The sequence below is a fragment of the Phyllobacterium zundukense genome, assembly GCF_025452195.1.
Taxonomy (GTDB): Bacteria; Pseudomonadota; Alphaproteobacteria; order Rhizobiales; family Rhizobiaceae; genus Phyllobacterium; species Phyllobacterium zundukense_A.
The window spans coordinates 424,554-450,092 of record NZ_CP104973.1; the positions used below are offsets into that span (position 1 = coordinate 424,554).

24 protein-coding genes, 1 other RNA gene and 1 pseudogene are annotated in these 25,539 nt (G+C 56.7%); 12 read left to right on the forward strand and 14 right to left on the reverse strand.

The annotated features are described in order from the left end of the window. The first annotated feature begins 20 nt into the window (after nucleotides 1-20). Nucleotides 21-155 carry a hypothetical protein gene (locus N8E88_RS14435; RefSeq protein ID WP_262294270.1) on the forward strand — a complete coding sequence of 45 codons (135 nt, stop codon included), beginning with the start codon at nucleotides 21-23 and terminating at the stop codon, nucleotides 153-155. A gap of 12 nt (nucleotides 156-167) precedes the next feature. Here the strand turns inward: N8E88_RS14435 and N8E88_RS14440 are convergent, their stop codons facing one another. Beyond that, nucleotides 168-365: a hypothetical protein gene (locus N8E88_RS14440; RefSeq protein WP_262294271.1), complete on the reverse strand. Its 198-nt coding sequence runs from the start codon at nucleotides 363-365 to the stop codon at nucleotides 168-170. Between the two features lie 202 nt (nucleotides 366-567). Here N8E88_RS14440 and N8E88_RS14445 point away from each other — a divergent pair, with 202 nt between their 5' ends. Together N8E88_RS14445 and N8E88_RS14450 are read left to right on the forward strand one after the other, a co-directional pair. Continuing rightward, on the forward strand, nucleotides 568-1,494 hold the full coding sequence (locus tag N8E88_RS14445; RefSeq protein ID WP_262294272.1) for a transglutaminase-like domain-containing protein: 927 nt from the start codon (nucleotides 568-570) through the stop codon (nucleotides 1,492-1,494). Nucleotides 1,495-1,663: 169 nt separating this feature from the next. After that, a complete protein-coding gene (locus N8E88_RS14450) occupies nucleotides 1,664-1,930 on the forward strand; it encodes a hypothetical protein (RefSeq protein WP_262294273.1) in 267 nt (88 codons plus the stop codon). A gap of 298 nt (nucleotides 1,931-2,228) precedes the next feature. Here the strand turns inward: N8E88_RS14450 and N8E88_RS14455 are convergent, their stop codons facing one another. The 8 genes and pseudogenes from N8E88_RS14455 to ffs form a co-directional block, all read right to left on the reverse strand. Then, entirely contained in the window at nucleotides 2,229-3,362 is a 1,134-nt protein-coding gene (locus N8E88_RS14455; protein WP_262294274.1) for an extracellular solute-binding protein, read from the reverse strand. Continuing rightward, entirely contained in the window at nucleotides 3,359-4,519 is a 1,161-nt protein-coding gene (locus N8E88_RS14460) for a CaiB/BaiF CoA transferase family protein (protein ID WP_262294275.1), read from the reverse strand. Before N8E88_RS14460 ends, N8E88_RS14455 begins: the two co-directional genes overlap by 4 nt. Next, nucleotides 4,519-5,069: pseudogene (locus N8E88_RS14465) on the reverse strand (MaoC family dehydratase). The gene N8E88_RS14460 and the pseudogene N8E88_RS14465 overlap by 1 nt, the downstream one beginning before the upstream one ends. A gap of 231 nt (nucleotides 5,070-5,300) precedes the next feature. After that, complete coding sequence (locus N8E88_RS14470; RefSeq protein ID WP_410010717.1) at nucleotides 5,301-6,497, reverse strand: lytic murein transglycosylase; 1,197 nt, start codon at nucleotides 6,495-6,497, stop codon at nucleotides 5,301-5,303. A gap of 58 nt (nucleotides 6,498-6,555) precedes the next feature. Further along, nucleotides 6,556-7,161: a recombination mediator RecR gene (recR, locus tag N8E88_RS14475; RefSeq protein ID WP_262294277.1), complete on the reverse strand. Its 606-nt coding sequence runs from the start codon at nucleotides 7,159-7,161 to the stop codon at nucleotides 6,556-6,558. 430 nt (nucleotides 7,162-7,591) lie between these two features. Further along, nucleotides 7,592-7,915 (reverse strand): YbaB/EbfC family nucleoid-associated protein, encoded by a 324-nt coding sequence (locus N8E88_RS14480; protein ID WP_262294278.1) that lies wholly within the window; start codon nucleotides 7,913-7,915, stop codon nucleotides 7,592-7,594. A gap of 16 nt (nucleotides 7,916-7,931) precedes the next feature. Then, nucleotides 7,932-9,737 (reverse strand): DNA polymerase III subunit gamma/tau, encoded by a 1,806-nt coding sequence (locus N8E88_RS14485; RefSeq protein WP_262294279.1) that lies wholly within the window; start codon nucleotides 9,735-9,737, stop codon nucleotides 7,932-7,934. Between the two features lie 108 nt (nucleotides 9,738-9,845). After that, nucleotides 9,846-9,942, reverse strand: an RNA gene (ffs, locus tag N8E88_RS14490) — signal recognition particle sRNA small type. Nucleotides 9,943-10,011: 69 nt separating this feature from the next. Here ffs and N8E88_RS14495 point away from each other — a divergent pair. Next, nucleotides 10,012-10,416 (forward strand): HIT domain-containing protein, encoded by a 405-nt coding sequence (locus N8E88_RS14495; RefSeq protein WP_114428524.1) that lies wholly within the window; start codon nucleotides 10,012-10,014, stop codon nucleotides 10,414-10,416. Between the two features lie 51 nt (nucleotides 10,417-10,467). Further along, nucleotides 10,468-11,409, forward strand: a complete 942-nt coding sequence (nudC, locus tag N8E88_RS14500; protein WP_262294280.1) for an NAD(+) diphosphatase — start codon at nucleotides 10,468-10,470, stop codon at nucleotides 11,407-11,409. A 3-nt stretch (nucleotides 11,410-11,412) separates the two neighbouring features. Here the strand turns inward: nudC and N8E88_RS14505 are convergent, their stop codons facing one another. Further along, nucleotides 11,413-12,276 (reverse strand): prephenate dehydratase, encoded by an 864-nt coding sequence (locus N8E88_RS14505; protein ID WP_183660969.1) that lies wholly within the window; start codon nucleotides 12,274-12,276, stop codon nucleotides 11,413-11,415. Between the two features lie 11 nt (nucleotides 12,277-12,287). Further along, on the reverse strand, nucleotides 12,288-13,019 hold the full coding sequence (locus tag N8E88_RS14510; RefSeq protein ID WP_262295479.1) for a 3-deoxy-manno-octulosonate cytidylyltransferase: 732 nt from the start codon (nucleotides 13,017-13,019) through the stop codon (nucleotides 12,288-12,290). 260 nt (nucleotides 13,020-13,279) lie between these two features. Here N8E88_RS14510 and N8E88_RS14515 point away from each other — a divergent pair, with 260 nt between their 5' ends. The 7 genes from N8E88_RS14515 to N8E88_RS14545 all read left to right on the forward strand — a co-directional run bounded on the left by N8E88_RS14515 (nucleotide 13,280) and on the right by N8E88_RS14545 (nucleotide 22,723). Next, nucleotides 13,280-13,987, forward strand: a complete 708-nt coding sequence (locus tag N8E88_RS14515) for a c-type cytochrome (RefSeq protein WP_262294281.1) — start codon at nucleotides 13,280-13,282, stop codon at nucleotides 13,985-13,987. A 136-nt stretch (nucleotides 13,988-14,123) separates the two neighbouring features. After that, complete coding sequence (locus tag N8E88_RS14520; protein ID WP_262294282.1) at nucleotides 14,124-16,004, forward strand: extracellular solute-binding protein; 1,881 nt, start codon at nucleotides 14,124-14,126, stop codon at nucleotides 16,002-16,004. Continuing rightward, complete coding sequence (locus N8E88_RS14525; RefSeq protein ID WP_262294283.1) at nucleotides 16,001-17,872, forward strand: extracellular solute-binding protein; 1,872 nt, start codon at nucleotides 16,001-16,003, stop codon at nucleotides 17,870-17,872. Before N8E88_RS14520 ends, N8E88_RS14525 begins: the two co-directional genes overlap by 4 nt. 30 nt (nucleotides 17,873-17,902) lie before the next feature. Then, on the forward strand, nucleotides 17,903-19,006 hold the full coding sequence (locus tag N8E88_RS14530) for a microcin C ABC transporter permease YejB (protein ID WP_262294284.1): 1,104 nt from the start codon (nucleotides 17,903-17,905) through the stop codon (nucleotides 19,004-19,006). Continuing rightward, complete coding sequence (locus tag N8E88_RS14535) at nucleotides 19,006-20,145, forward strand: ABC transporter permease (protein ID WP_112526424.1); 1,140 nt, start codon at nucleotides 19,006-19,008, stop codon at nucleotides 20,143-20,145. The genes N8E88_RS14530 and N8E88_RS14535 overlap by 1 nt, the downstream gene beginning before the upstream one ends. Beyond that, on the forward strand, nucleotides 20,142-21,767 hold the full coding sequence (locus N8E88_RS14540) for an ABC transporter ATP-binding protein (protein WP_262294285.1): 1,626 nt from the start codon (nucleotides 20,142-20,144) through the stop codon (nucleotides 21,765-21,767). Before N8E88_RS14535 ends, N8E88_RS14540 begins: the two co-directional genes overlap by 4 nt. Then, nucleotides 21,764-22,723, forward strand: a complete 960-nt coding sequence (locus N8E88_RS14545) for a 2-hydroxyacid dehydrogenase (RefSeq protein WP_262294286.1) — start codon at nucleotides 21,764-21,766, stop codon at nucleotides 22,721-22,723. The genes N8E88_RS14540 and N8E88_RS14545 overlap by 4 nt, the downstream gene beginning before the upstream one ends. Before the next feature lie 37 nt (nucleotides 22,724-22,760). Here the strand turns inward: N8E88_RS14545 and N8E88_RS14550 are convergent, their stop codons facing one another. From N8E88_RS14550 to N8E88_RS14560, 3 genes are all read right to left on the reverse strand, one after another. Then, the gene (locus N8E88_RS14550; RefSeq protein ID WP_410010649.1) at nucleotides 22,761-23,633 is read right to left on the reverse strand and encodes a C40 family peptidase; all 873 of its coding nucleotides are present in this window, start codon (nucleotides 23,631-23,633) and stop codon (nucleotides 22,761-22,763) included. Further along, complete coding sequence (locus tag N8E88_RS14555; RefSeq protein ID WP_262294287.1) at nucleotides 23,630-23,980, reverse strand: MarR family transcriptional regulator; 351 nt, start codon at nucleotides 23,978-23,980, stop codon at nucleotides 23,630-23,632. Before N8E88_RS14555 ends, N8E88_RS14550 begins: the two co-directional genes overlap by 4 nt. Nucleotides 23,981-24,046: 66 nt before the next feature. Continuing rightward, nucleotides 24,047-25,417, reverse strand: a complete 1,371-nt coding sequence (locus N8E88_RS14560; RefSeq protein ID WP_262294288.1) for a leucyl aminopeptidase family protein — start codon at nucleotides 25,415-25,417, stop codon at nucleotides 24,047-24,049. Between the last annotated feature and the right edge of the window lie 122 nt (nucleotides 25,418-25,539).

Below are 25,539 nucleotides of genomic sequence, written 5' to 3' on the forward strand. Positions count from 1 at the left end.
ATTCCAAAGGGGTATCTGTCATGCTTGTTCAACGTCTTGGCATCATTTTCGTCATCTTCGTCGCCTTCGCACTGTCCTTCGGTAGTTTCGTCAACTACGCGAAATCGCAACGCGCGGGGCATCACCAAAACAACCTCCCGCAGATCAGAAACTAGAGCGCAACGAGATCAGCGGGTTTTCTTCCAGTTTTTTTCCGCCTCGTCGAGTCGATCCAGCAGGTCCTGAAGCAGTTTGGGGATGTTCCTGTCGGCTTCCGATGGGCGAGCTGTCTTGACCACATGGCGGAAGTCCGAGCGAACGACCTGTTCTCGCAGTACGTCCGCTGCGCGAGGGCGGGAACCTGGATGTTTTGCAGCCATCACCATTCCAATCACTCCTGTGCACCGCCAACAATCTGACCGCACATCTTCCGGACTAACTTCCGTCCGGCGCATTTGTTTCAAATTCTATGGCTCTATAGTCAACAAATGCTGAATCGCACGGCTAGTCCGACATTCATTAAAATTTACAGCCGGGGAACCTGAACCGGATCGCAGCGTTCTTCTCTAAACCCTAGAGGATATGCCTATGCTGATCCGTATCGGTTACGAGATATCTATTCGCTGTAACCAGCCCACCCCTATGACGACCTATCTCAACGTGGAAGCGGAGCGCATACCGGACATCCAATGCGAGCGCGGTCCGACCGCTACCCCTGACACAAAGCTTGAAACGTTTCACGATCTTTTCGGAAACAGTTGCATCCGTCTCTTGGCTCCTGCGGGCAACCTCTCGTTGAAGTATGACGCAGTCGTCAAGGATGACGGCCTCCCCGACCCGATAGATGAAGATGCAACCGAGGTAAGCGTCGACCAGTTGCCGACCGAGTGCTTGGCCTATCTGTCGGCGAGCCGCTATTGCGAGACCGACGAGTTGAGCAATCTGGCGTGGAGTCTCTTTGGCCACATCAAACCCGGCTGGTCGCGAGTTCAGGCGATAACTGATTATGTTAACCAGCGACTGACCTTCAGCTATGGTTTTGCCAGATCGACGCGCACTGCAGCGCAAACACATGAGGAGCGCGTCGGCGTTTGCCGTGACTTCGCGCATCTGGCTGTTGCTTTCTGCCGCTGCATGAATATTCCCGCACGCTATGTGAACGGCTATTTAGGCGATATCGGCGTGCCGGCTGACCCGGCGCCAATGGACTTCAACGCCTGGTTCGAGGTCTATCTCGGCGGTAGATGGCACACATTCGACGCCCGGCACAATCAGCGTCGCATCGGGCGGATTGTCGTAGCGCGCGGCCGGGATGCTGCCGATATCCCATTGATCCACACGTTCGGACCGCATGAATTGACAAATTTCAAAGTCTGGACCTTCGAGGAACACGATCCATCCTTTGCCAGTCAACGCTTTGAGAAAGTATCGCTGGTGACCCCTTGGTTCAGTCAGCGCTGGTCGCGTTTGTCGCGGGCTGTCAGGGAAAGATCGGAAACAGAGCCGACTATCTAGCGTCCAGATTTCTTGTTTGCCACTTGAGGGCGGACCCCAGCATATTGCGCTGCGTTAAGCCCTTTCAACTGCCGGTAGATTCTTTTCGATTTGCCACGCCACATTTGCGCAGCTATTTTGTCCGTCTCGCCGGGGGTTCGTTTCGTCCAAAGGGGAAAGGAACAGTTCCATGCCTTTCGATAATCCTTCAAAGCCGATCTACTCCCAGGATGACTGGAACGTCATGCAAGCTGCCTACAACAAGGCAGCTGCGACGCTTGTGGTGAAATCAGGCTCGGAGGATAACGCGAAAGTCATAGCGGAAACCGTGATGACCGCCTTCAATCGTGGCAATCGTGATGTCAATTCGCTGGCGGCTCTTGCAGTCATAACCGCGATCAACTCGCATCCGAGCGTCCGTGGCGGCGAGATCGATCAGCAGAAGCGCTTTGCGTAGGACAGATCGCTCTAACCAGGCATCAGCAGCTACTACAGCTTTGACTTTCATCGATGATTCCGTCACATCAGTTCGCAGTGGAGATTGCAGACGGGGGTCGGAACATGAAATTCGTGGTGGCTGCTATGCTCTTGTTCAGCAGCTTTGTTTTGGCCGGGTGCGGTTCCTACGCAACGTGGACGCCACGCAAGCCCGAACCAACCCAGATCAATCCGCCCGAGTGCCAGCAAGGTATCGGCATTTGCCCTGGACGATATGGACGCGCAGGTCAAATGCGCCGACACTAGTAGGAAAGCCCTTACCCGGCAAAACTTTGTCGAAATAGTGCATTCAGGTCATCGATGACGGTCCGTGCAGCGTGGCGCTGCAAAAGGCCCGCATTAAGCCTATCTGAAGCGGCTTCTTGAAAGTTCATATAACCGTTATGGCGCGGGCGCACCCAAGCAGCTTCAAGCGTCTTGCGCGTTGCTGTGTAAAAATTCGCCGTTGCCTCATTGACGGTTTCGTCTTCCCAAGCGTCCGCGTGTGCCGGTTGACCACCCGCTGACGCATACGGTCCACGCTGTATGTCGCCTCCGGCAATCCAGTACGCGAAATCGATAGCCGCGGTGCGATTTGTTGAAAAAGCCGAAACACCGATGCCCGTGCCGCCCAGTGACGAACCAGCAGGACCATCATCACCCGCGGCGGGAATATCAGCAAAGGCGACGAGATTGGGCCTGAAACCATCGATGGAATAATTGACGTAGCCGTAGATCAACGGCGAACAGGCAATGTGCGAACCGGCCTCGCCCATCCTCTCCAGTGCCGCAATGGGATCCATTTCGAAGCAGGCGGGATCAATCAGTGCAGCAATTTCATGCATCATTCCGAAAGCACGAATTCCAGTTTCAGGATCAATCAGTTGCCCGGTGACCGCGCAAGGTGAACCAGTATTGCCGCTCAATGTATAAAACGTCATCAGCGAATGGGGCGACCGCAGCGGCAGCAAGACCCTGCCCGCCTTCGCCAGCCTCACTACCTCGTCCCAGCTTGCTGGCGAATTTTCGAGCAGGTCGGGCCGCCACGCACAAACTTGCGTCGCGGTATCGATCGGAAACGCCCATTGCCTCCCCTGCCAATGATAGCTTGGATAGGACTGCCCGACGCTTCCAGCGGAAAGCGCTTGCTGCTCTGTCTCACGCCCCGGCACATCGAGCGGCGCAAGACAATTTTCAGCTGTGACCTGGCCGACATGCGGATGATCGATGACGATCAGATCATATTTCCGCGCCAGCTCCTCGACGGGAAAGGACTCGAAATCCTGCAGCGAGCGCTTTTCCCATTCTATGTCTATGCCGGTCTGTTCTTTCCAGAGTTTTGAACAGGCAACCATCGGATCAAAGCCGCGCGGATGGCTCCAGGTCATCCCTTTGAGCTTGATCGCGCTCATAGGCCAAACTCTTTGCGGATCGCCTCGCTGTGTTCGCCGATACGTGGCGCGGCGCGATCAAACTTCGAGCGCTGGCCGTTGACCCTTATTGGCGAACGCGTGGTGAGGATCGAAACATGGTCGTCGCGCTCCACGGTCTGCAACATGTCGAGAACCTTGAAGCCTTCACTTTCCAGAAGCTCCTCCCAGTTCAACACCTTGGCACACCAGATATCGGCCGGTTCGAGAATGGCGAGCCAATGGTCGGTGGTCTGTGTTTCGAGCCGGGCAGCGATAATACGCTTGATCTCGTCGCGCGCCGTGAACCAAGTAGCCGGGTTGTCGCGGTAGGGCGCTAGATCATCGAGCGAAAGCAGGTCTGCCAATTTCGGCAGCGGGGTCATCGCCAGCGCCAGATAGCTGTCCTTCGTGTGGTAAACGCCGTAGGGAGCGGAAAGATAAGCGTGGGCACTGCGGAAATCCGAACGTTTTGGCAGGCGCCGGCCGTCGTTCAAATGTGTGGTCAAAACTTCGAACTGGAAGTCGATGAGCGATTCCATCAGACTTGTCTCGATGTGACTGCCCTTGCCAGTGACGCCGCGCCTGACAAGACAGGCGAGAATGCCCTGCACGATCGCCGCGCCCGCCAGCATATCGCCTACCGCCAGCCCAAATGGCACTGGCCCTTGGCTCTCGTCGCCGTTCAACCACATCAGTCCGGAACGGGACTGCGCCAAAAGATCCTGACCCGGGCGAGAAACCCAAGGGCCTTCATCGCCATAGCCGGAAATACTGGCATAGACGAGACGCGGGTTGATTGCCTTCACCGCCTCGTAGTCGAGACCAAGGCGCTGGATGACACCGGGGCGGAAATTCTGGATCACCACATCTGCGTTGGCGAGCAATGATTTCAAAGCCGCAAGATCAGCCTCGTTCTTCATGTCAATCGCCAGACTCTCCTTGGCCCGGTTGATCGCATGGAAGATTGTCGAGTCGCCGCCGATTTCCGTATCGCTCAGATAAAGCCGCCGGGAGAGGTCGCCTCCATCAGGCCGCTCGATTTTGATGACACGTGCGCCGAGATCCATCAGGCGCAGTGACGCATAAGGCCCGGACAGGAACTGGCTCATATCGACGACAAGCAGGCCCGCCAACGGTAATTCATTCTCGGCAGTCATTATTTCTCGGTCTTTCCAACGAAATTGGCGGGCTTTTGGTATTTTACAGTCTGCAAATGTTCGCAGTACAGAACGAGTTCACCCTCGTTCTGTACACTTGATAGCTCGCACGGATCAGGCCCAACTCCATGTAGCGCGGGCGCTTATCCAGATTGGTGCGGATGGTGTAGATCGTGTCATTGAGGAAGACCGGCTTGATGAAACGCAACTTGTCATAGCCATAGGAAAAGGCATTGACGCAATTGGTTGCCACGAGCCCGAGGCCTGCGGAAAACACGAAAGCGCCGGCAACGAGCCGCTTGCCGAAGATGCCCTCGCTTTCGGCAAACATCTGGTCCTGCACATAAGGGTGAATGTCGGTAACCAGCATGTTGAACGTGTGGCTATCGCTTTCGGCAATTGTTCGGCGCAATGATCGTATCTTCTGCCCCACCGGCCAATCTTCGTAAAACCAGTTCTCGGCATTCCAGACGGGCAGCGCGGCATGGTCTCCAGGCATGTTTTTCGGGTGCGTGGAGGAGACGCCAACGGTCGGTTCAAAATCGGTCATGGCCGCAAGGCTACTGCAAGTGGACGTTGCTTCTTCAATCTCATGCGTCATCCTCCCACATCTTCTCTTGTGAATAATCTTTTCACATATGGGTATGAATAACAAGGGTGGAAGCGGTAAATCCTAACTATGGAGGATGCCCTCGCCCAACTAGGCGTTCGCGGTCGAAAAGACTCTGGAAGTAAATTTGCGGCCCAATGGATACAAGACAGAGCGATACGCCGCTAAAGTTCACCTGATTGCAGCGATCAAATCCTTATCGGGAAAGCAGGTAGGCGCCAGTCCCTGTTTTGCCTGCCAATCACCAATTGAGCGACGAGTTTTAAAACCGGGAAAACCATCCGCGCCACCCGCATCATAGCCCTTCTTTTCCAGCGCCCGCTGGAGTCCCGCGATATCGGAACGATAGAGTCCGCCGACATCGCCCCAACCGGCGGAAAAGCCCGTTGCGCCGTGCGCGATACGATCCCCGACATGGCTGATAAACAGCGCATAGAGATCACTCATGTTGTATTCCTTGATCACATAAAAATTCTTGGTGACGATGAATGCCGGGCCGTGCCGTCCAGCAGGCATCAGCAGAAAGCCTTCACGTTTGGTCTCGCTGGAAGGAAATGGCTTGCCGTTGACGCGGGCAATGCCGAGCTTTTCCCACGCTGCAAAAGGCTTGCCTTGGTCAGGACCTTCCAGCGCACAACTGACATTAGCCGGAACATTGACCTCATAACCCCAGTCACGGCCGTCCTGCCAGCCATATTGCGCAAGGTAGTGCGCGATAGAACCAAGCGTGTCGGGTACAGAATTCCAGATGTCACGTTTGCCATCCCCGTCAAAGTCTACGGCGTGTTCGAGATATGAACTCGGCATGAATTGCGGCTGGCCCAAGGCGCCCGCCCAGGAACTTTTCATGCTGCCGGCGCTGATATATCCTCTTTGAACGATCTCCAGTGCGGCGACAAGCTCTTCTCGGAACATATCCTTGCGCGTCGCCATGAAAGCCTTGGTGCCGAGCACGGTAAACGCATTGTTTGGAATTTTGACACTGCCGTAACCGCTCTCACGTCCCCAGATCGCGAGTACGATCTCACCCGGCACACCATATTTCGCCTCGACTGCCTTCAAGATGCGCGCATATTGCCCGGAACGGGCCGTTCCTCCAGAGGTGACCGCATTGATTGTCTTGTCATTGAAATACTTGCCGGGCGAACCGAACTCGGATTGAGTCTGCTTCTTCGGTGTCTGAGGTTTTTCACCCGGCATTACGAGGTCGGGAAGCTCTAAATTCAGCGACACACCCGAGAAAGCCTGATCGAAGGTCGCCTTGGAAATACCTTTCGATTTGGCCTCCGGCCAGAGATCATTGGCGAGCCATGTTTGAAACTGTGTTTCGATCTCGGGGTTCGACGCGGCCACCGCTGAAGAACTCAGAAGCACTCCAATCAGTACGAGGGCAAATTTCACCAGACCTCTGATCAAAGCGTTCTCCCTACAGCGATGTTCGCGCCCGCAGCGCGGCGGTCAAGGTTCCTTCGTCAAGATAATCGAGCTCGCCGCCAACAGGGACACCATGGGCGAGCCGTGTGACGCGAACATCAAGGCCTGAAAGCTGGTCAGTAATATAGTGTGCTGTCGTCTGGCCCTCGACCGTGGCGTTGACTGCAAGGATTACCTCCTTGATCTCGCCTTCCGCCACCCGCCCAACGAGCGATGCGATATTGAGATCGTCCGGCCCGATGCCATCCAGGGGCGACATACGCCCGCCAAGCACGTGATAGCGCACGTTCATCGACCCGGCACGCTCCAGCGCCCAGAGATCGGAAACGTCTTCGACAACGATCAGTGTTGCGCGTTCGCGGCGCGGGTCAGTGCAGATCATGCACGGATCAGATGTATCGACGTTGCCACACGTCGAGCAGATACGCACCTTTTCAGCGGCATCCTGCATGGCAGAACCAAGTGGTATCAGCAGCGCTTCCTTCTTCTTGATGAGATGCAGCGCAGCCCGGCGCGCCGAACGCGGCCCGAGCCCTGGCACTTTGGCCAGGAGCTGGATCAGACGCTCAATTTCAGGACCGGCGATTCGTTTCGACATAGCGTGGGTTTAGAGCAATTTAGCGCTTTAGGGAATCACTACGCGCAACAACTGTAGCGAACAGGCCGGCGAAAACCACAACCCTGTATGCGTTGCTGCCAACCTTCAATACGTCCATGATCGGGATAGGGTGCACTTGCGCCAATGGTTCGAAGGTGAAGCAGCAGCATCGTGCCAGCCGATGCATCGGGAGAATAGGCCACCCGACTGCGGCAACAGGCCTTGCCATCGAATGTGGAGGTAAACTATGCGGAGATTTCCGTTTAGTGTTGCCCTCATTATGAAAAGAACCCGGAGCAGCTGGTCACTGACAATCCGGGTTCAATTCATATAAGAGGAAAGGGGGACGGGCGAAAGCTCGTTCCCCACTCCAAGGTCAATATAGCCGATACCGGCATCTTTTCCAATAAACTTGTGGTTGCCGCTCGCGCTAGAAGGGCAGCTTGAATCCGGGCGGGATTGGCAGGCCTGCGGTCAGCGCCTGCGTCTTCTCGGCCATAATCGCCTCGACCTTCATCTTGGCTTCGTTGTGCGCCGCGATGATCAGGTCCTCGATAACCTCGATATCGTCTTCCTTGAACAGCGACGGATCAATGGTGAGAGCGGTCAGCGCGCCTTTGCCCGAGAGTTTTACAGTCACAAGGCCGCCCCCTGCTTGGCCTTCCGCTTCAAGTGCAGAAATCTCTTCCTGCATGGCCGCCATCTTGGCCTGCATTTCTTTGGCCTGTTTCATCATGCCCATAATGTCACGCATGGAAAACTCCTGTTGTTCAATCGTCTTCTTCGATGGGTGCCAGTGTATCACCACTGGTAGCCGCACCCTCGATGATTTCGTTGTCCGCTTGTCCGGCTGGCGCCGCGATGCGTACATTTATAATCTTCGCGCCTGGAAATCTCGACAGGATAGCCGCAACATCCGGATCTGACCTGGCATCGCTCAAAAGTGAGTCGCGTTTCGCAGTTTCGGTCTCGTTGATCGTCGCATTGCCCTGCTCGCGCGAAAGCGAAACCATCCAGCGAATACCGGTCCAATCACTCAGCCTCTGAGAGAGGTCGGTCAAAAGCGTTTTGGGCGCGTTGTCGGTCAGGTTGATTTCTAACCTTCCCGGCTTGATCGTGACGAGCCGCACACAATTCTTGACCATGATCTTGAATTGCATGTCCCGCTGCTTTTCCGCCAGCGCGATGACATCCTCGATACTGTTGACCGGCACCGTGGGCGCCGCCTGTTCGATTGCCGGCGGAGCGATCGGCTCGGACCTTGCAGCAGGTTCGACCAGACGCATGGTGGCACCACCATTGGAGTTGATCGCACCGCGCGCCGAAGCGATCGCGTCGATAGAACGTGCCACGGCTCCACCGCCATTTCCGGGACGCGGGCCATCACTGCGCGGAGCCTGAGCGGTAAGCGGTCCACCCTCCTCCAGCGATTTCAACGCCTCGTCCAGCGTCGGCAGGTCGGCAGCATGGGCAAGCCGGATCAACAGCATTTCCGCTGCCTGCACAGGGCGGCTGGAATTGTCGACTTCGGTTATGCCTTTAAGCAGCATCTGCCAGGTCCGCGACAGAACCCGGATGGACAGCTTCTCGGAAAAATCCTTGCCACGCGTCCGTTCATCTTCCGAGAGGGAAATGTCATCGGCCACGTCGGGTGTGAAACGGATACGCGTCACCAGATGATTGAAATCGGCAAGATCGGTCAGCACAACGCTCGGGTCTGCACCTACATCATATTGCGCACGGAATTCACGCAAGGCAGATGCAACGTCGCCGCGCATCAGCATCTCAAACAAGTCGATAATGCGAGCCCGATCCGCGAGGCCGAGCATTGAACGAACGGCCCCGGCATCGACGGTGCCCGCACCATGGGCAATGGCCTGATCGAAGATCGAGAGCGAATCGCGCACCGACCCTTCGCCCGCCCGGGCAATCATGCTGAGCGATGCATCGTCGACGGTGATTGCTTCGAGGTCTGCAATCTTCTTCAAATGCCCGATCAGGAGACTTGTGTCGATGCGGCGCAGGTCAAAGCGCTGGCAGCGAGACAAAACAGTAATCGGAACCTTGCGGATTTCCGTGGTGGCAAAGATGAATTTTACATGGGGCGGCGGTTCTTCGAGAGTCTTCAACAGCCCGTTGAAGGCCTGATTGGAGAGCATGTGCACTTCGTCGATGATGTAGACCTTGTAGCGCGCCGAAACGGGGCGATACCGCACCTGCTCGATAATCTCGCGGATGTCGTCGATACCCGTGTGGGAAGCGGCATCCATCTCGATCACGTCGACATGGCGGCCTTCCATGATCGCCTGGCAATGTTCGCCCGGCACCGAAAGATCGATCGTCGGCTTGTCGATGTCAGTTGTCTTATAATTGAGCGCGCGTGCGAGGATACGTGCAGTCGTCGTCTTGCCGACCCCACGGACGCCCGTCAGCATCCATGCCTGCGCAATGCGGCCGGTCTCGAACGCATTGGTCAATGTACGGACCATCGGCTCCTGGCCGATCAGATCGTCAAAATTCTGCGGGCGATATTTGCGGGCGAGCACGCGATAGGCGCTGTCTGCCATGGTGTTCATTCCGCTCCTGCTTTGGTCTACTCGCGTCGCGCAAGTTTGGACCGCCATACACCACAGCGTCAATGCCGATAACGGCTTTGACACAGGCAAGGTGACAAAGAAGAAAGGGTGGGAGGCTGGCACGGCGACCCGTGCCTGGCTCGTTGGGGCTGCTTCCTTCCGGACCTGACCCGGTTGGCGAGTGGCTCGTCCACCACCAACCTCCCGAGGCTCATATCGGCAATTCGCACGCAAAAAGCAAGCGTACAGCCGAAAAAACTGCTATTTGTCGCAAATCATGATGTTCGAACTCGATAGCAAGCTTGCAGCAGACACATTTTCCATTGCGAGACTGGGTCTCTGCGACCTGCGCCTGATGAATGACCGCCGCTGGCCATGGCTGATCCTGGTTCCACAGCGCCCGAATATCTGCGAGATCCATGAAATGACACCGCTCGATCAGACGATGCTCACCTTCGAGGCAGGAATCGCCGCACAGGCGCTGAAAACCGTGGTCAACTGCGAAAAAATCAACACAGCCGCCATCGGGAATATTGTCCGGCAGCTGCATCTGCATGTCATTGCGCGCAACAGCGGCGATCCTGCTTGGCCCGGACCAGTCTGGGGCTTTGGGAAGCGCGAGCCTTATGAGGAAAAAGAAGCAAAGGCCTTTGCGAACGCGATACTGAAGGCTATCTAATTGCTCAATGTACCTGCCTTCCCACGCTGGAGGCTTCGCGGAGTTCCATCCATGCCTTTTCACCTCTTCGATGCTCCGGATATGGAGCCAAGCCATTTCGTCGGCTTTGCCGGAAACAGGATCAATCGTCATTCGGAAAAGCGCAACGACGATGTGGTGGCCACTGCACTTGCCAACGCCAACGCTCGCATCCTGCTCACTGGTCAGGGCCAAGTGCTGGTTATGGGTGGCGACACGGGCAGTGCGCTATTCAGTCTGCAAGACGCAACAGCACTGTTACCTGCCCCGGACAAGACCATATATCTCGGTATGCAGGACGACATGCCGATTCTTGCCTCCGCCAGCGGCTTCGATTTTGCAGCCTTGCCGGATTCGATCAGGGCGTTCGACTACCGTTCCGTCTATACGCAAGGCCTCGTCCCGCCAGACCAGCTCGGCGCGATGGCGCAGGCTGTCTCGTTGCTGACATGGCACGAGAATCACAAGTTCTGCGGCCGGTGCGGCACTGAAACCGTGATGCGCGACGGAGGCTACCGGCGCACCTGCCCCAATTGCGAGGCACAGCATTTCCCTCGCACCGATCCGGTTGCGATCATGATGGTAGTACACGAAGACAAGTGTCTTCTGGCACGCGGCGCGCATTTCGGCCCTGGCATGTATTCCTGCCTCGCGGGCTTCATCGAACCAGGTGAAACGATCGAAAACGCTGTGCGCCGCGAGACGTTCGAGGAAACGAACCTGCCGGTCGGCCGCGTGCTTTATCATGCCAGCCAACCCTGGCCCTTCCCCTATTCACTAATGATCGGCTGCCATGCGGAGGCACTCTCCGACGAGTTCATGCTGGACAAGGCCGAACTTGAGGACGGGCGCTGGTTCTCTCGCGAGGAAGTTGTCGCGATGCTCGATCGCAGCCATCCTGACGGGCTGATGACCCCGCCGCCAGGCGCCATCGCTGCGCACCTCATTCGCAGTTGGGTGCAGAGCGGAGTTTAGGCCCTATTCTTCCTCACCCTGCGCGCTGCGGAAAGTCGTATCGGCGGGATAAACACCGAGGATTCGCACTTCCTTGGAGAAGAATTCCAGTTCGTCCAGCGCATGCGCGACATTTTTGTCGTCCGGATGGCCCTCGATGTCGGCATAAAACTGGGTTGCAGTGAACTTGCCGTCGATCTGATAGCTCTCGAGTTTCGTCATGTTGACCATATTGGTGGCAAAACCGCCCATCGCCTTGTAGAGCGCAGCAGGAACATTTCGAACGCGGAAAACGAAGGTCGTCATCATGAGTTCGTCGGACCTACGCGGCGCCCACTTCTTTGTCTTGGTCAAAACCACGAAGCGCGTCACATTGTTTTCAGTGTCCTCCACGTCCTCTTCGAGAATATCGAGGCCGTATAAACTGGATGCAAGCCGCGGCGCCAGTGCAGCCATCGTCTTGTCCTTGACCTCCGCAACGAGACGCGCCGCTCCCGCCGTATCACCGGCAATCACCGGCTTCCAGCCGTTCTGACGAATATACTTTCGGCATTGGCCGAGTGCATGAATATGGCTGTGGACCGAGGTGATCTCGTTGCGTTTCGTTCCCGGCAACACCATCAGCTGAAAATGGATCGGCAGGAAGTATTCGCCCACAATGTGCAGGCGAGATTCTGGCAGCAGATGGTGAATGTCTGCGACCCGTCCGGCGATCGTATTCTCGATAGGGATCATTGCGAGATCTGCCGCACCGCTTTCCACAGCGTTGAATGCATCCTCGAATGTTGGGCACGGCATCGGTTCCATATCCGGGAACATGTCGCGGCACGCCGTATCGGAGTTCGCGCCAGGTTCACCCTGGAAAGAGATGCGGTTGGTCTTTGCCATGATGGATTGCCTTAGATAGAGGTGAGAATGTCTCGTGCGCGTTCGAGGTCTTCGGGCGTATCGACGCCCAGCGGCACCGAGTCGACGATTTCCACATCGATGCGCATGCCGGCCTCCAGCGCGCGCAACTGTTCGAGCCGCTCGCGGCGTTCCAGAGGCGACGGTCCGAGGCCGACAAAACGTTCGAGAGCGGCGCGGCGATAGGCGTAAAGCCCGATATGATGGTAAAGTGGGCCCTCCCCCCAAGGCGCGGTTGCGCGGGTGAAATACAGCGCGCGCAGCTGGTCTTTGCCCATGGGCGAGCCAATAATCTTTACGACGTTCGGATTGGTCTTCTCATCCTCGCGCCGGATTTCCACGCCGAGCGTGCCTATGTCGGCGGGCCCGTTTTGCAGCGGCAACAGTGCGCGCTTTATAAGCTCCGTCTCGATGGTCGGCAGGTCACCCTGGACATTGACCACCGCGTCGACATTCCGGTCGGGATCGAGGGCAAGCAATGCTTCATAGATGCGGTCGGAACCGGATTCGTGATCATTGCGCGTCATCACTGCCTCGAGCCCGTGCGCTTCGACCGCCGCCTTGACGTCGAGATTATCAGTTGCGACCACGGTGCGGCCAAGTCCCGCAGCCCTCGCCCGTTCCGCCACATGCACGATCATCGGCTTGCCGGCGATATCGGCCAGTGGCTTGTCCGGGAGTCGGGTCGAAGCCATTCTCGCCGGTATAAGTGTCAGTATTTTCATCATCGCAATCGGGCCTACGGTGTCAAAAAGTCTCAGGCAGAACCGCCCTTATATGTGTTGCAAGTCTTGAGTAAAAGACCTAGTTTCCGCGCGATCACGAGGGGACTCTTGTCGAAAAATGCAGCGATCTGCATTGACCAGATATTGAGAACCTAAGCAAGTGCGTTGAACACAAAGCTCTGGCACTGCGCAGGCAAGCGCTGTCATGAGCTTTGTATCCAGTGTACTTGAACAGGACACAAGTGGAGCAATGATCGACGATGGAATCGAGCGCATTCAACAAATATGCCATGGCGTTTCTGGCAACCGTTTTCGTTGTCATGTCGGCAGGCATCCTGTCCGATGCTTTTTTCGATTCTCACGCACCTGAAAAGCCCGGTTACATCATCCAGGCCGCCGAGCCCGAGGCTGGCGGCGCAGGCGGTGAAGCCGCCCCTGCAGCTGCTGTGCCGGTTGCAACGCTCCTCGCTTCCGCCGATGCCACGCGCGGCGAAGCAGTCTTCAAGCGCTGCCAGGCCTGCCATACCGGTGAAAAGGACGGGGCGAACAAAGTAGGCCCGAATCTCTGGGACATCGTCGACCGCCCGATCGCAACGCATCCGGGCTTTGCCTATTCGGGCCCGATGAAGGATTTCTCAAAAGGCGGTCAGGAGAAGTGGACCTATGATCATCTAAACCACTTCCTGACTTCGCCGAAGGCCTACATCAAAGGCACGGCCATGGGCTTCGCCGGCGACAAGAAGGACAATGAGCGCTCCGATCTGATCGCCTATCTGCGCACGCTGTCCGATAGTCCTAAGCCGCTGCCCACTGCTGACGCAGCTGCCGCGCCAGCAGGCGATGCGGCGAAGCCCGCGGACGGTGCAGCCAAGCCGGCTGAAGGTGCCGCTCCCGCCGCGCCCGCAGGTGAAAAGCCCGCCGATGGCGCAGCACCTGCTGCTCCGGCTCAGCCAGCGCCCGCCAACTGATTTTACATAGCGATTCGCGACAAGCCGGGCCCCAGTGCCCGGCTTTTTGCGTTCCTGGCGGGTTTTTTCGGTGAAGGCCTGTTCTCTGCCGCATTTTCTCTTAGACTACCAGCAAAGAGAACCTGTGGAGATTGATTTGCGATTTCGTCCCTTTGTTGCCAGCCTCGCTTTCCTTGCCGTCGCTACCGCTGGGGCTGTCCAGATAGCTCAGGCCGCAGAACCGGAGTGGCGGACCGGGACAAGCCTTCTTGGCGAACTAAAATACGGTGCCGACTTCAAGCACTACGATTATGTCAATCCGGATGCACCCAAGGGCGGAACGCTGAATCAGACCAGCGAGGGCAGTTTCGACAGCCTCAACCCTTACGTCGTCCAGGGTACGCCTGCTGCAGGGTTGGGTGCGCTGGGCGGTGGCCAGCTGTACGATACATTGATGAGCCAATCCCTTGATCAGGTCGGGACAAACTATCCGCTGATCGCTCAATCCGTCGCCTATCCCGACGACTTTTCCTGGGTCAAGTTCAAGCTCAATCCCGCCGCGAAATGGCACGACGGCAAGCCCATTACCGTCGATGACGTGATCTGGTCCTTCAATGTCTTGAAGGCGCAAAGCCCGCTTTACAACAAATATTATCATGACGTTGTAAAGGCCGAAAAAACTGGCGACGGCGAGGTAACCTTCACTTTTACCAGCGGCGGCAACAGGGAACTGCCGAATATCATGGGCGATCTTGTCGTCCTGCCCAAACACTGGTGGGAAGGGACAGACGCCTCCGGCAAGAAACGCGATATTACCAAGCCGACAATGGAGATCCCGCTTGGATCTTCGGCCTACAAGATCGAGAGCGTTGTTCCGGGTAAAACGATTGTCTGGAGCCGTGTCGAAAACTATTGGGGCAAGAACCTCCCAGTCAATGTCGGCCGCAATAATTTCGACCATATCCGCTATGAGTACTTCCGCGACCAGAATGCTTCCTGGGAGGCCTTCAAAAAAGGCGGCTTCGAGGATTATCGTGGCGAAGCAAGCATTGGGCGCTGGATGCGCGGTTATGATTTTCCCGCTGTCGCGCGCGGTGACGTCATCAAGGCAATGTTTCCGCTCCGCTCATCGGGCCGCATGCAGGGATTCCTGATCAATACCAGGCGCGACAAGTTCAAGGACCCGAAAGTACGCGAAGCCTTGAACTGGGCCTACGATTTCGAAAGCATGAGCAAGAACCTGTTTTTTGGCCAGTACAAGCGCATCAACAGCTATTTTGCTGGTTCTGAACTCGCTTCTAGCGGCTTGCCGAGTGGCAAGGAGCTCGATATCCTGGAGACTGTCAAAGGCGAAGTGCCAGAGGAAGTCTTCACCAAGGAATTCAAGCTCCCGGTCTACGACACGCCGCAATCGCAGCGGGATAATCTGCGCCATGCCGTTCAGCTTCTGAAAGCGGCTGGTTATGACCAGAAGAATGGAAAGCTCGTCAATACACAAACGGGACAGCCATTGAACATCGAGTTTCTGGCAGATGATCCCTCGGCTGAACGCTTTATCGGGCCGTTCATGGCCAATCTGCGCAAGCTCGGCATCGATGCTCAGATTCGCGTCGTGGATAGTGCACAATACACTTCCCGGCTCAACGATTTCGATTTTGATATCACGACACCAAACGTCGTCATGGCTCAAAGCCTGTCGCCAGGAAATGAGCAGCGCGACTTCTGGAGTTCGGCTGCAGCGGACTCGCCGGGAAGCCGGAACTACATGGGCATCAAGAACCCGGCTATCGACAAGCTCGTCGACCGGGTGATTTTTGCAAAGGATCGCGATGAGCTTGTCGCGGCCACGCATGCGCTCGACCGGGTGCTGCTCTGGAATTATTACGTGGTCCCGCAATGGTACGATGACCGGATAAAAATCGCCTATTGGAACAAGTTCGGCATGCCGGAGAAGCAACCTGAATATACCGGAATCGACCCTTTCTCGTGGTGGATCGATACCGCCAAGGAACAGGCTCTGAAGGCGCGCGCCGAATGACGCGACCTACTCGCCGCGATGTCCTGAAAATATCAAGCGCGACGATCCTGACGGCAATGGTGCCCCGCCTTGCGCTGTCGGAAGTCGCAACCGATGTGCCGCTGCATGGCCTTTCAGCATTTGGCGAGCTGAAATATCCCAAAGATTTCAGACATTTCGACTATGCCAGTCCCGATGCCCCAAAGGGCGGCACCTTCGCCTTCTCGCCATGGAGCTGGTTTTTCAACCAGTCGACGCAGACCTTCAATACGCTGAACAGCTTCTCGCCCAAGGGCGATGCGCCGCCGCGCATGGAGCTGTGTTTTGACACGTTGATGGAATCAGCGCTGGACGAGCCAGACTCGATATATGGACTGGTGGCAGAGGCGGTCACCGTCTCCGCCGACCGCAATACATTCACCTTCAAACTCCGCTCCGAAGCCCGGTTCCACGATGGCTCGCCCCTCACCGCGCATGATGTGGTTTTCAGCTATCAGACGATACAGAAGAAGGGGCACCCTTCGCTTTTGTTACTGCTGACCGAGATGAAGGAGATCGTCGCTGTCGACGATCACACCCTGCGCATTAGCTTTACCGGCAAGCATTCCGACCGCGCCATCCTCGACATCGCCAGCACCATGCCGATCCTCTCGAAAGCTTGGTACGCCACGCGCGATTTCGATGCCTCGACGCTCGAGCCTCCCCTTGCCTCGGGACCTTACCGGGTCGGCAGCGTTTCGGTCGGCCAGCGTATCGAATATGAGCGCGTCGAGGATTACTGGGGACAAGACCTGCCGGTCATGCGCGGTTTCAACCATTTCGGCCGGATCAGGATCGATTTCTACCGCGACCGCCAGCCGGAGTTCGAAGCCTTCAAGAAAGGCGATATCTTTTTCCGTCTGGAATCCACGGCCAAGACATGGGCGACGGAATACACCTTTCCGGCAATCCAGCAGAAGCGAGTCATAAAGCGGGACTTTTCCGGTGAGAAACGCCCGCAGATGCAGGCCTGGGCGCTGAACCAGCGGCGCGAACATTTTCGCGATCCGCGTGTTCGCGAAGCCATCGCCTTGTGTTTCGACTTCGAGTGGACCCAGAAAAACTTGTTTTATGGCCGCTACGACCGTTCCCAATCGCTGTTCGAACAGTCGGATTTTCGCGCCACGGGAAAGCCTTCACCCGAAGAACTCGCGCTCATGGAGCCGTTCCGCGACAAGTTGCCCGCAACCATCTTCAACGAAGCGCTGTTGCAGGCTCCCTCCGATGGTTCGGGCCGCGATCGCAAGAACTTGCGCCGTGCTTCCGAACTTTTGGCGGAGGCCGGCTTCAAGCGAGACGGCAACCAGTTGGTCGATGCGGGCGGTAAACCACTTAACATTGAAATGCTCATTCAGGCCGAGGTTTTCACGCGAGTTTATTCACCCTTCATCAACAATCTCAAGGCAATAGGCGTCAACGCCATTTTGCGCCTTGTCGATCCCTCGCAATATCAGCTGCGCCTGCAAGATTTTGATTTCGACATGATGGGCATCGCCTATATGCTCGATGCCACCCCAACCCGCGAATCCCTGGAGATCATGTTCGGCTCGAAAGCCGCCAGCGTAGCGGGCTCGTGGAATTTTCCCGGCACCGCCGATCCAATTGTTGATGCGCTCATCGCGAAAGTCAGCGAGGCGCACTCCCGTACGGAATTGATTGCAATCTTGCGTGTTCTTGATCGGCTCTTGCGTATAAGACGCGACTGGATTCCAAATTGGTATGCAGCGAATCATCCGATCGCCTATTGGGACATGTTCGGCTTCAAGGAGCCGAAACCCGATTACGGTTTTCCGGTTGAGACGTTGTGGTGGCTCGACGAAGCAAAGGCAAAGGCAATTGGCAAGATTTGATATTTCGGCGATGCTAAGAGGGGGTTCCTGATGGGAGCCTATATCCTTCGCCGCCTCGTTTTGATGGTTCCGACGCTGTTCGGGGTTTTACTTGTCTGCTTTGTCATTGTGCAGTTTGTCCCTGGCGGTCCGGTACAGCGCATTATCGGTCAGCTGACTGGTCAGGGCGGTAATGCCATGGACCGCATTGGTGGTGGCGGTGCGGATTTCGGTCAGAGTCAGGATCAGCTTGGCCTTGGCGAGGGCAACTCAAAATATCGCGGCGCACAGGGCTTAGACCCCGCATTCATCGCCAGTCTGGAAAAGCAATTCGGCCTCGACAAGCCTCCGCTGGAGCGCTTCGGTCTTCTGATGTGGAATTATGTGCGCTTCGATTTCGGCAGGAGCTATTTTCGCGATATCAGCGTCATCGATCTGATCCAGGAAAAGCTTCCGGTCTCCATATCGCTCGGCCTATGGATGACATTGCTCTCCTATATGATCTCGATTCCCCTCGGCATACGCAAGGCAATCAAAGACGGCTCGACCTTTGATATATGGACCAGCGGCGTCATCATCGTCGGCTATGCGATCCCGGGTTTTCTCTTCGGTATCATGCTGATCGTTTTCTTCGCAGGCGGCTCGTTCTTCGACTGGTTTCCGTTACGCGGGCTGACCTCGAACAATTTCTCGCAGCTCTCGCTTTTTGGCAAGATCGTCGACTATGCATGGCATCTGGCGCTACCGCTGACCGCGATGCTGCTTTCTGCTTTTGCCACAACGACGCTGCTTACCAAGAACTCGTTCCTCGACGAAATCCGCAAGCAGTATGTGACGACGGCGCGCGCCAAGGGTCTCAGCGAGCACAAGATCCTTTATGGCCACGTCTTCCGCAACGCCATGCTCATCGTGATTTCTGGCTTTCCCAGCGCCTTCATTTCAATCTTTTTCACCGGCCAGCTTTTGATCGAGGCGATCTTCTCGCTCGATGGGCTGGGATTGTTGGGCTATGAATCAATCATCAACCGCGATTATCCGGTGGTGATTGCCACGGTCTATATTTTCGCACTTGTCGGCGTTGTCGTCAGTCTCCTCTCCGATCTTCTCTATACGTGGATCGATCCGCGGATCGATTTCGAGCGGAGGGACGTCTGATGACGAGCGAGGTTTTACGCGCGCCCGCCATCCCGGTTCGGCGTCCACGCCTGTCGCCACTAAATGCCCGCCGCTGGCAGAATTTCAAGGCCAACCGCCGCGGCTGGTGGGCGCTGTGGATATTCCTGTTCCTCTTTATTGCCTCGCTGTTCGCCGAATTCATTGCCAACGACAGGCCAATCCTCGTTTCCTATAAAGGCGAAATCCTCTTTCCGGTTCTGGTCGATTACCCTGAGGAAAAGTTCGGCGGCTTCTATGCGGTCACTGACTATCGCGATCCCGTAATTCAGGACGAGATCAACGCCAATGGCTGGGCGATATGGCCGCCGGTCCGTTATTCCTATCGCACGGTCAACAATGAGTTGCCCGATACGGCGCCGTCAAAACCCTATTGGCTGTTTACGCCCGAAGAGCGCTGCGCCCGCTATCCGCAAGGGGTCAACGATCCGAATTGCACCTTTGGCAATTTGAACATTCTTGGCACCGACGATCAGGCACGCGATGTCTTCGCCCGTGCGCTTTACGGCTTCCGCATCTCGGTGCTGTTTGGCCTCATCCTAACAGCCGCCTCAGCGGTTATCGGCGTTACCGCCGGCGCCTTGCAAGGCTATTTCGGCGGCTGGCTCGATCTCATCGCCCAGCGCTTCATCGAGATCTGGTCCTCTGTTCCAACTCTTTATCTGCTCCTGATTATGGCCTCGATCCTGCCGCCGGGCTTCTGGATTCTACTTTGCATCATGCTGTTATTTTCCTGGGTGAGTTTCGTTGGCATCGTTCGCGCGGAGTTCCTGCGCGCGCGCAATTTCGAATACGTCAATGCCGCCCGCGCGCTCGGTGTGCGCGACCGTACGATCATGTTCCGGCATCTGCTGCCCAACGCCATGGTGACAACGCTGACATTCCTGCCCTTCATTCTCAATGGATCGATCACTACGCTGACATCGCTTGATTTTCTCGGCTTCGGCCTGCCGCCGGGATCCCCGTCGCTGGGCGAGTTGCTGGCGCAGGGCAAGAATAACCTTCAAGCGCCGTGGCTTGGCCTTACCGGTTTCATCGTCATATCGCTGATGTTGTCGCTGCTGATCTTCGTCGGTGAAGCGACCCGTGACGCGTTCGATCCCCGCAAGGCTTTCAAATGAACGCTCTCGTCTCAGTTCGCGATTTATCAGTCGCCTTCACCCAGAACAACCAGGAGTCGCTTGCGGTCGATCGCATCTCTTTCGATATCGCTCAGGGCGAGACAGTGGCGCTGGTTGGAGAATCCGGTTCCGGCAAGTCTGTAACTGCCCTGTCGATCCTGAAGCTGCTGCCCTATCCGCCCGCATCACATCCATCGGGCCAGATCCTGTTCAATGGCGAGGACCTCCTTGACAAGGATGAGACCGACCTGCGCCGGGTCCGTGGCAACGACATCACCATGATCTTCCAGGAGCCGATGACTTCGCTCAATCCGCTTCATCCGATTGAAAAGCAGATCAGCGAAGTGCTGAAATTGCACCAGGGCATGGGCGACAAGGCGGCGCGACAGCGGACATTGGCACTGCTGGAGGAAGTAGGCATTCGCGATCCGGAAAAGCGCATGAACGCTTATCCGCACCAGCTTTCCGGCGGACAGCGCCAGCGTGTGATGATCGCCATGGCGCTTGCCAACAAGCCAAAGCTGCTGATTGCCGACGAGCCGACCACTGCGCTCGATGTGACCGTGCAGGCACAGATTCTGAAGCTGCTTGCGGAGTTGAAAGCCGCGCAGGGCATGTCGATGCTCTTCATCACCCATGACCTCGGCATCGTGCGCAAGATCGCCGACCGCGTCTGCGTGATGACCGGCGGCAAGATCGTTGAAACCGGTCCAACGAAGCAGATATTCAACAATCCGCAGCACGAATATACGAAGCATCTGCTCGCGGCGGAACCGAAGGGCAATCCGCCATCTGCCGACCTTTCGGCTGAACCGGTGATGCGCGGCGAGAACCTCAAGGTTTGGTTCCCGATCAAACAGGGCTTTCTGCGTAGAACCGTCGATTACGTAAAGGCTGTCGATGGCATCGACGTGACGATCCGGGCTGGACAGACGCTTGGTGTCGTTGGCGAATCCGGTTCGGGCAAGACGACGCTTGGTCTCGCTCTGTCGCGGATGATTTCGTCCGAGGGCGTAATCCGTTTCGGGACCCGAGACATCAACCAATATTCGTTCAAGCAGATGCGGCCGCTGCGCCGCGAATTGCAGATCGTGTTTCAGGATCCCTACGGCTCTCTCTCTCCGCGCATGTCAGTTACCGACATCATTGCCGAAGGTTTGCAGGTGCATGAGCCGAAGCTTTCATTGGGTGAACGGGATGCGCGCGTCGTCGCCGCGCTCAAAGAAGTCAATCTTGATCCGGAAAACCGTTTCCGTTACCCGCACGAGTTCTCCGGTGGCCAACGTCAACGCATCGCAATCGCACGCGCCATGGTGCTCAACCCGCGGTTCGTCATGCTGGACGAGCCGACATCGGCGCTGGACATGAGCGTGCAAGCGCAGGTTGTCGACCTTTTGCGCTCGTTGCAGCAAAAGCATAATCTGGCTTACCTTTTCATCAGCCACGACTTGAAGGTGGTCAAGGCACTTGCCAATGACGTGCTGGTGATGCGCAATGGGAAGGCAGTGGAATATGGCCCTTCGGAGGAAATCTTCTCGCGGCCCAAGACTGACTATACAAAAGCCCTGATGGCCGCAGCCTTCAGGATAGAAACGGCCGAACAGGGAGCGGTGAGCGAATGACTGGAAACGCGGATGACACAATCTTGTTGGCGGTGACGGGCTGGGACCCGGATGTCTGGCAAACCGAATTTGCCAAGGCCGCACCAGCGCGCAAGCTTGTGCTCGATGCCGACACCACCAAAGAAAAGATTCGTTATGCCTTGGTGTGGAAACAGCGGCCGGGATCTCTCATGGGTCTGCCCAACCTCGAGGTCATCTTCTCGCTCGGCGCCGGTGTCGATCATATCTTCCACGATCACCAGATTCCTGATGTTCCCATTGTGCGCATCGTTTCGCCGGACCTCACCATGCGGATGAGCGAATATGTCGTATGGCAGGTGCTCGACCATCACCGGCTCGGCCTGCGCTATCGCCAGCAGCAGACCCAGAAGGTCTGGCACGAGGATCGACGCCAGCCAGCTGCACATGAAGTGACGGTTGGCATTCTTGGCCTCGGTGTGCTTGGACGTGATGCTGCGCAGAAATTGCGTAACCTTGGCTTCCGTGTCAGCGGGTGGAGCCGCCGCCTGCAAACCATCGAGGGCGTCACGAGCCACTTCGGCAAGGATGGACTGAAGGATTTCCTCAAGGATGTGGACATCGTCGTCTGCCTGCTGCCATTGACGCCGGAGACTAAAGGCATTTTGTCAATGAGCATGTTCGCACAGATGAAGGCCGAGGGTCCGCTTGGTGCGCCGGTATTGATCAACGCCGGTCGCGGCGGCTTGCAGAACGAACCCGATATCCTTGCCGCGCTTGATCGCGGCATGCTGTCAGCTGTGACGCTGGACGTGTTCAAGACCGAGCCATTACCGAAGAGTAGTCCGCTGTGGACACATCCGCAGGTTGTCATCACGCCGCACGCGGCTGCAAGCTCCAGCCCCCAAGCGTTGGTTCCGGAAATCATAGCGCAACTTGAGTCTTATGAGCGTGGCGAGCCGCTCAAAAATATCGTGGACAAGGCCGCGCAATATTAGATGCCGATTATCTCTCCCTTGAGGGAGATAAGAAAAACTAAAGCCGGCGCACCGCTGTCGGCTTGCCATAGAGATAGGCAATGCGTTCGATGGTCTCGCGCAACGGTTCAAGGGTGACACTCATCGTATGGCCGCTCGCATGCAGCACCATGGAGTGGCTCGCCATCATCGCCGCGTGACCAGTCCAGAACAGGAAGTCGCCGCGCTGCAGATTGTGATAATCCTTGTCCGGTTCGATCAGCTCGCCGATCGAAGCCGCCTGCATATCCGAATCGCGTAATACGCCCTGGCCGGTCATCAGCAGTGAAAGCTGGATCAGGCCTGAACAATCAATGCCAAATCCCGAAACGCCGCCCCAGAGATAGGGCGTGTGCATAAGCGTTTCGGCGACAGCGACATGATCATCCGTCACCTCGTCTATGGGCACGAGATGTTTGGCGATGATCGCCTCGCCGCTTGGCAGCATGGCATAGAGCGTGCCGCGCCTCTCCTGCCCGCCGGTCACAGTAACCAGCGAGCCCATCGACAGCGCTTTGGTCCGCGGGAACTTCAGGTCAGAACCCGGGTAAACAAAGGTCCGCGGTGCGATGACGATATGGGTCGGTTCATCAGTCCGAAGGTCCAGCGTCGTATCCACCACATAGCCGACATAGCCATCGCGCTCGTTCTGGACCCAGCACCAGCCATTGTCGTCTTCGAAGACGAGTACATCATCGCCGTAGAGAAACTGTGTGGTGATACCAGCGTCGCCCCGCGGCTGCGAGCGCACGTCGACCACTGGATCGGCGATCCGCATCGGCATGCCAGTGGTGAATCGTTCCGCTTCAACCAGACCGCGTAGGCTTTCGTCAGCAAGATCGGGCCGGAACGCGTGCAGCCGCTTGTCGAGATTTACAGTTTCAGCATTCAAAGCGGCAATCCTCTTGCTTTGGCGATAACCAGGTCGCCGAGCCGTTCGACATACAGCGCACCTTTTACCGTTCTCTTAACGAGAACATTGCGCTTGTCCTTCTCATCGCGGTGCCGATCGACCAAACCGTAGGATCCCATTGTGTCGAGAGCGCGGGTGATGACGGGTTTTGTTACGCCGAGCTTTGCCGCCATGCCCCGTATCGTGTGTGGCGGCGGTTCGAGATATACCGTAAGAAGCACAGCCAGCTGCCGCATCGTGAGATCGTGGGCATCGTCGCGCACTTCCGACAGCGCAATTTCCTTCCACAATGTCAGTGCCTGAAGCGGTCTCAGCTCTATATTCATGAACGTTCCCCGCAATCATTTCGGTTCCGTTCCATTCTAGCCGTTGCATCGAGGCACGCAAGGCAATCATTTGCTCGGGTAACGCTCCTTGAGAAGATGGTAAAGCGCGCGGATAGCCTGTGCCTCGCCTCCAATCGGAGCGTGCGGCTTCTCCACCGGGTTCCAGCCGAAAATATCGAAATGCGCCCAGACCTTCGCCTTGCCGACGAAGCGTTGCAGGAATAGCGCCGCAGTGATCGATCCGGCAAAGCCATCGGACGTGACATTGTTGAGGTCGGCGACACGGGATGAGAGTCTGGCGTCATAGGGTTGCCAAAGCGGCATGCGCCAGACTGGATCGGCAACCGCGTATGCGGAGGCGGCTACCTCCGAAGCGAGTCCATCATCATTGGTATAGAATGGCGGTAAATCCGGGCCCAGCGCGACACGTGCTGCGCCGGTCAGGGTAGCCATGTCGATGAGGATTTCCGGCTCGTCGTCATCGGCCAATGCAAGCGCATCCGCGAGGATCAAGCGTCCTTCTGCATCGGTATTTCCGATCTCGACCGTCAGGCCCTTGCGGCTGGTCAATATGTCTCCAGGGCGAAACGCATTGGCGGAAATCGAATTTTCGACCGCCGGTATCAGTACACGCAACCTGACAGGCAGCCTTGCATCCATGATCAGTCCAGCCAGCGCCAGCACGTTGGCCGCGCCGCCCATGTCCTTTTTCATCAGGAGCATGCCGCTCGAAGGCTTTATATCCAAACCGCCCGTATCGAAACAAACGCCTTTGCCGACCAGTGTCACCTTTGGCGCATTTTTCTTGCCCCATGCAAGATCGATCAGGCGAGGTTCCTGACTTCCTGCCCGTCCTACCGCGTGGATCATGGGGAAGTTCTTCTTCAACAGATCATCGCCCTTGATCACGCTGAGCGTTGCCGTGTGTTCCTCGGCAACGTTTCGCACCGCTGCTTCCAGCGCAACGGGCCCCATATCGTTGGTCGGCGTGTTGATAAGATCGCGTGCCAGCGTGACGGCCTTGGCGAGCCGTCTCACATCCGTCTCATCGGCGCCCTTGGGTGTTGAAAGCGTGACTTCAGCATCATCTTTTTTTGTATAGCGTGTAAATTTGTAACCTCCGAGGAGAAACGCCAAAGCAGTGAGATCTGGTTCGCCGACCGGGCTCGCAATGTGCCAGTCGCCTTTTGGCAACGCACTGGCCAGTTTACCGGCAACGAGCCGAATATCGTCCTTGCCAATGCCGAACAGAGCACCCGCAACGTCGCCGTTCTCCCCCGGAACAACAAGAACACGGGCAGCCTGGCCATCAAACCCATTGGCTTTGGCCCATGCAAGGCCAGCACTATCGAGGCCAGCACCTTCCAATTCGCCTTTTTTTACGAACCAGATCGGCTTGCTGCCCGCCATTGTTCCAACTTTGATATCACTAGCCATAACGTTCTCTTCTCGCTCGTACTTTTGTACCGCGCCGCCCTCAGGTCATTAACCGTCCGTTAGGGTTAACAGAATATTTCTAAGCCGAGGGAATGGTTAACGCACAGGTGATTTGTGCTGCG

Coding starts and splice junctions, on each gene's coding strand:
- N8E88_RS14435 (WP_262294270.1), top strand. CDS start 21: ATGCTTGTTCAACGTCTTGGCATCATTTTCGTCATCTTCGTCGCCTTC.
- N8E88_RS14440 (WP_262294271.1), bottom strand. CDS start 365: ATGGTGATGGCTGCAAAACATCCAGGTTCCCGCCCTCGCGCAGCGGAC.
- N8E88_RS14445 (WP_262294272.1), top strand. CDS start 568: ATGCTGATCCGTATCGGTTACGAGATATCTATTCGCTGTAACCAGCCC.
- N8E88_RS14450 (WP_262294273.1), top strand. CDS start 1,664: ATGCCTTTCGATAATCCTTCAAAGCCGATCTACTCCCAGGATGACTGG.
- N8E88_RS14455 (WP_262294274.1), bottom strand. CDS start 3,362: ATGAGCGCGATCAAGCTCAAAGGGATGACCTGGAGCCATCCGCGCGGC.
- N8E88_RS14460 (WP_262294275.1), bottom strand. CDS start 4,519: ATGACTGCCGAGAATGAATTACCGTTGGCGGGCCTGCTTGTCGTCGAT.
- recR (WP_262294277.1), bottom strand. CDS start 7,161: ATGTCGAAACGAATCGCCGGTCCTGAAATTGAGCGTCTGATCCAGCTC.
- N8E88_RS14480 (WP_262294278.1), bottom strand. CDS start 7,915: ATGCGTGACATTATGGGCATGATGAAACAGGCCAAAGAAATGCAGGCC.
- N8E88_RS14485 (WP_262294279.1), bottom strand. CDS start 9,737: ATGAACACCATGGCAGACAGCGCCTATCGCGTGCTCGCCCGCAAATAT.
- nudC (WP_262294280.1), top strand. CDS start 10,468: ATGCCTTTTCACCTCTTCGATGCTCCGGATATGGAGCCAAGCCATTTC.
- N8E88_RS14505 (WP_183660969.1), bottom strand. CDS start 12,276: ATGGCAAAGACCAACCGCATCTCTTTCCAGGGTGAACCTGGCGCGAAC.
- N8E88_RS14510 (WP_262295479.1), bottom strand. CDS start 13,019: ATGAAAATACTGACACTTATACCGGCGAGAATGGCTTCGACCCGACTC.
- N8E88_RS14515 (WP_262294281.1), top strand. CDS start 13,280: ATGGAATCGAGCGCATTCAACAAATATGCCATGGCGTTTCTGGCAACC.
- N8E88_RS14525 (WP_262294283.1), top strand. CDS start 16,001: ATGACGCGACCTACTCGCCGCGATGTCCTGAAAATATCAAGCGCGACG.
- N8E88_RS14530 (WP_262294284.1), top strand. CDS start 17,903: ATGGGAGCCTATATCCTTCGCCGCCTCGTTTTGATGGTTCCGACGCTG.
- N8E88_RS14535 (WP_112526424.1), top strand. CDS start 19,006: ATGACGAGCGAGGTTTTACGCGCGCCCGCCATCCCGGTTCGGCGTCCA.
- N8E88_RS14540 (WP_262294285.1), top strand. CDS start 20,142: ATGAACGCTCTCGTCTCAGTTCGCGATTTATCAGTCGCCTTCACCCAG.
- N8E88_RS14545 (WP_262294286.1), top strand. CDS start 21,764: ATGACTGGAAACGCGGATGACACAATCTTGTTGGCGGTGACGGGCTGG.
- N8E88_RS14555 (WP_262294287.1), bottom strand. CDS start 23,980: ATGAATATAGAGCTGAGACCGCTTCAGGCACTGACATTGTGGAAGGAA.
- N8E88_RS14560 (WP_262294288.1), bottom strand. CDS start 25,417: ATGGCTAGTGATATCAAAGTTGGAACAATGGCGGGCAGCAAGCCGATC.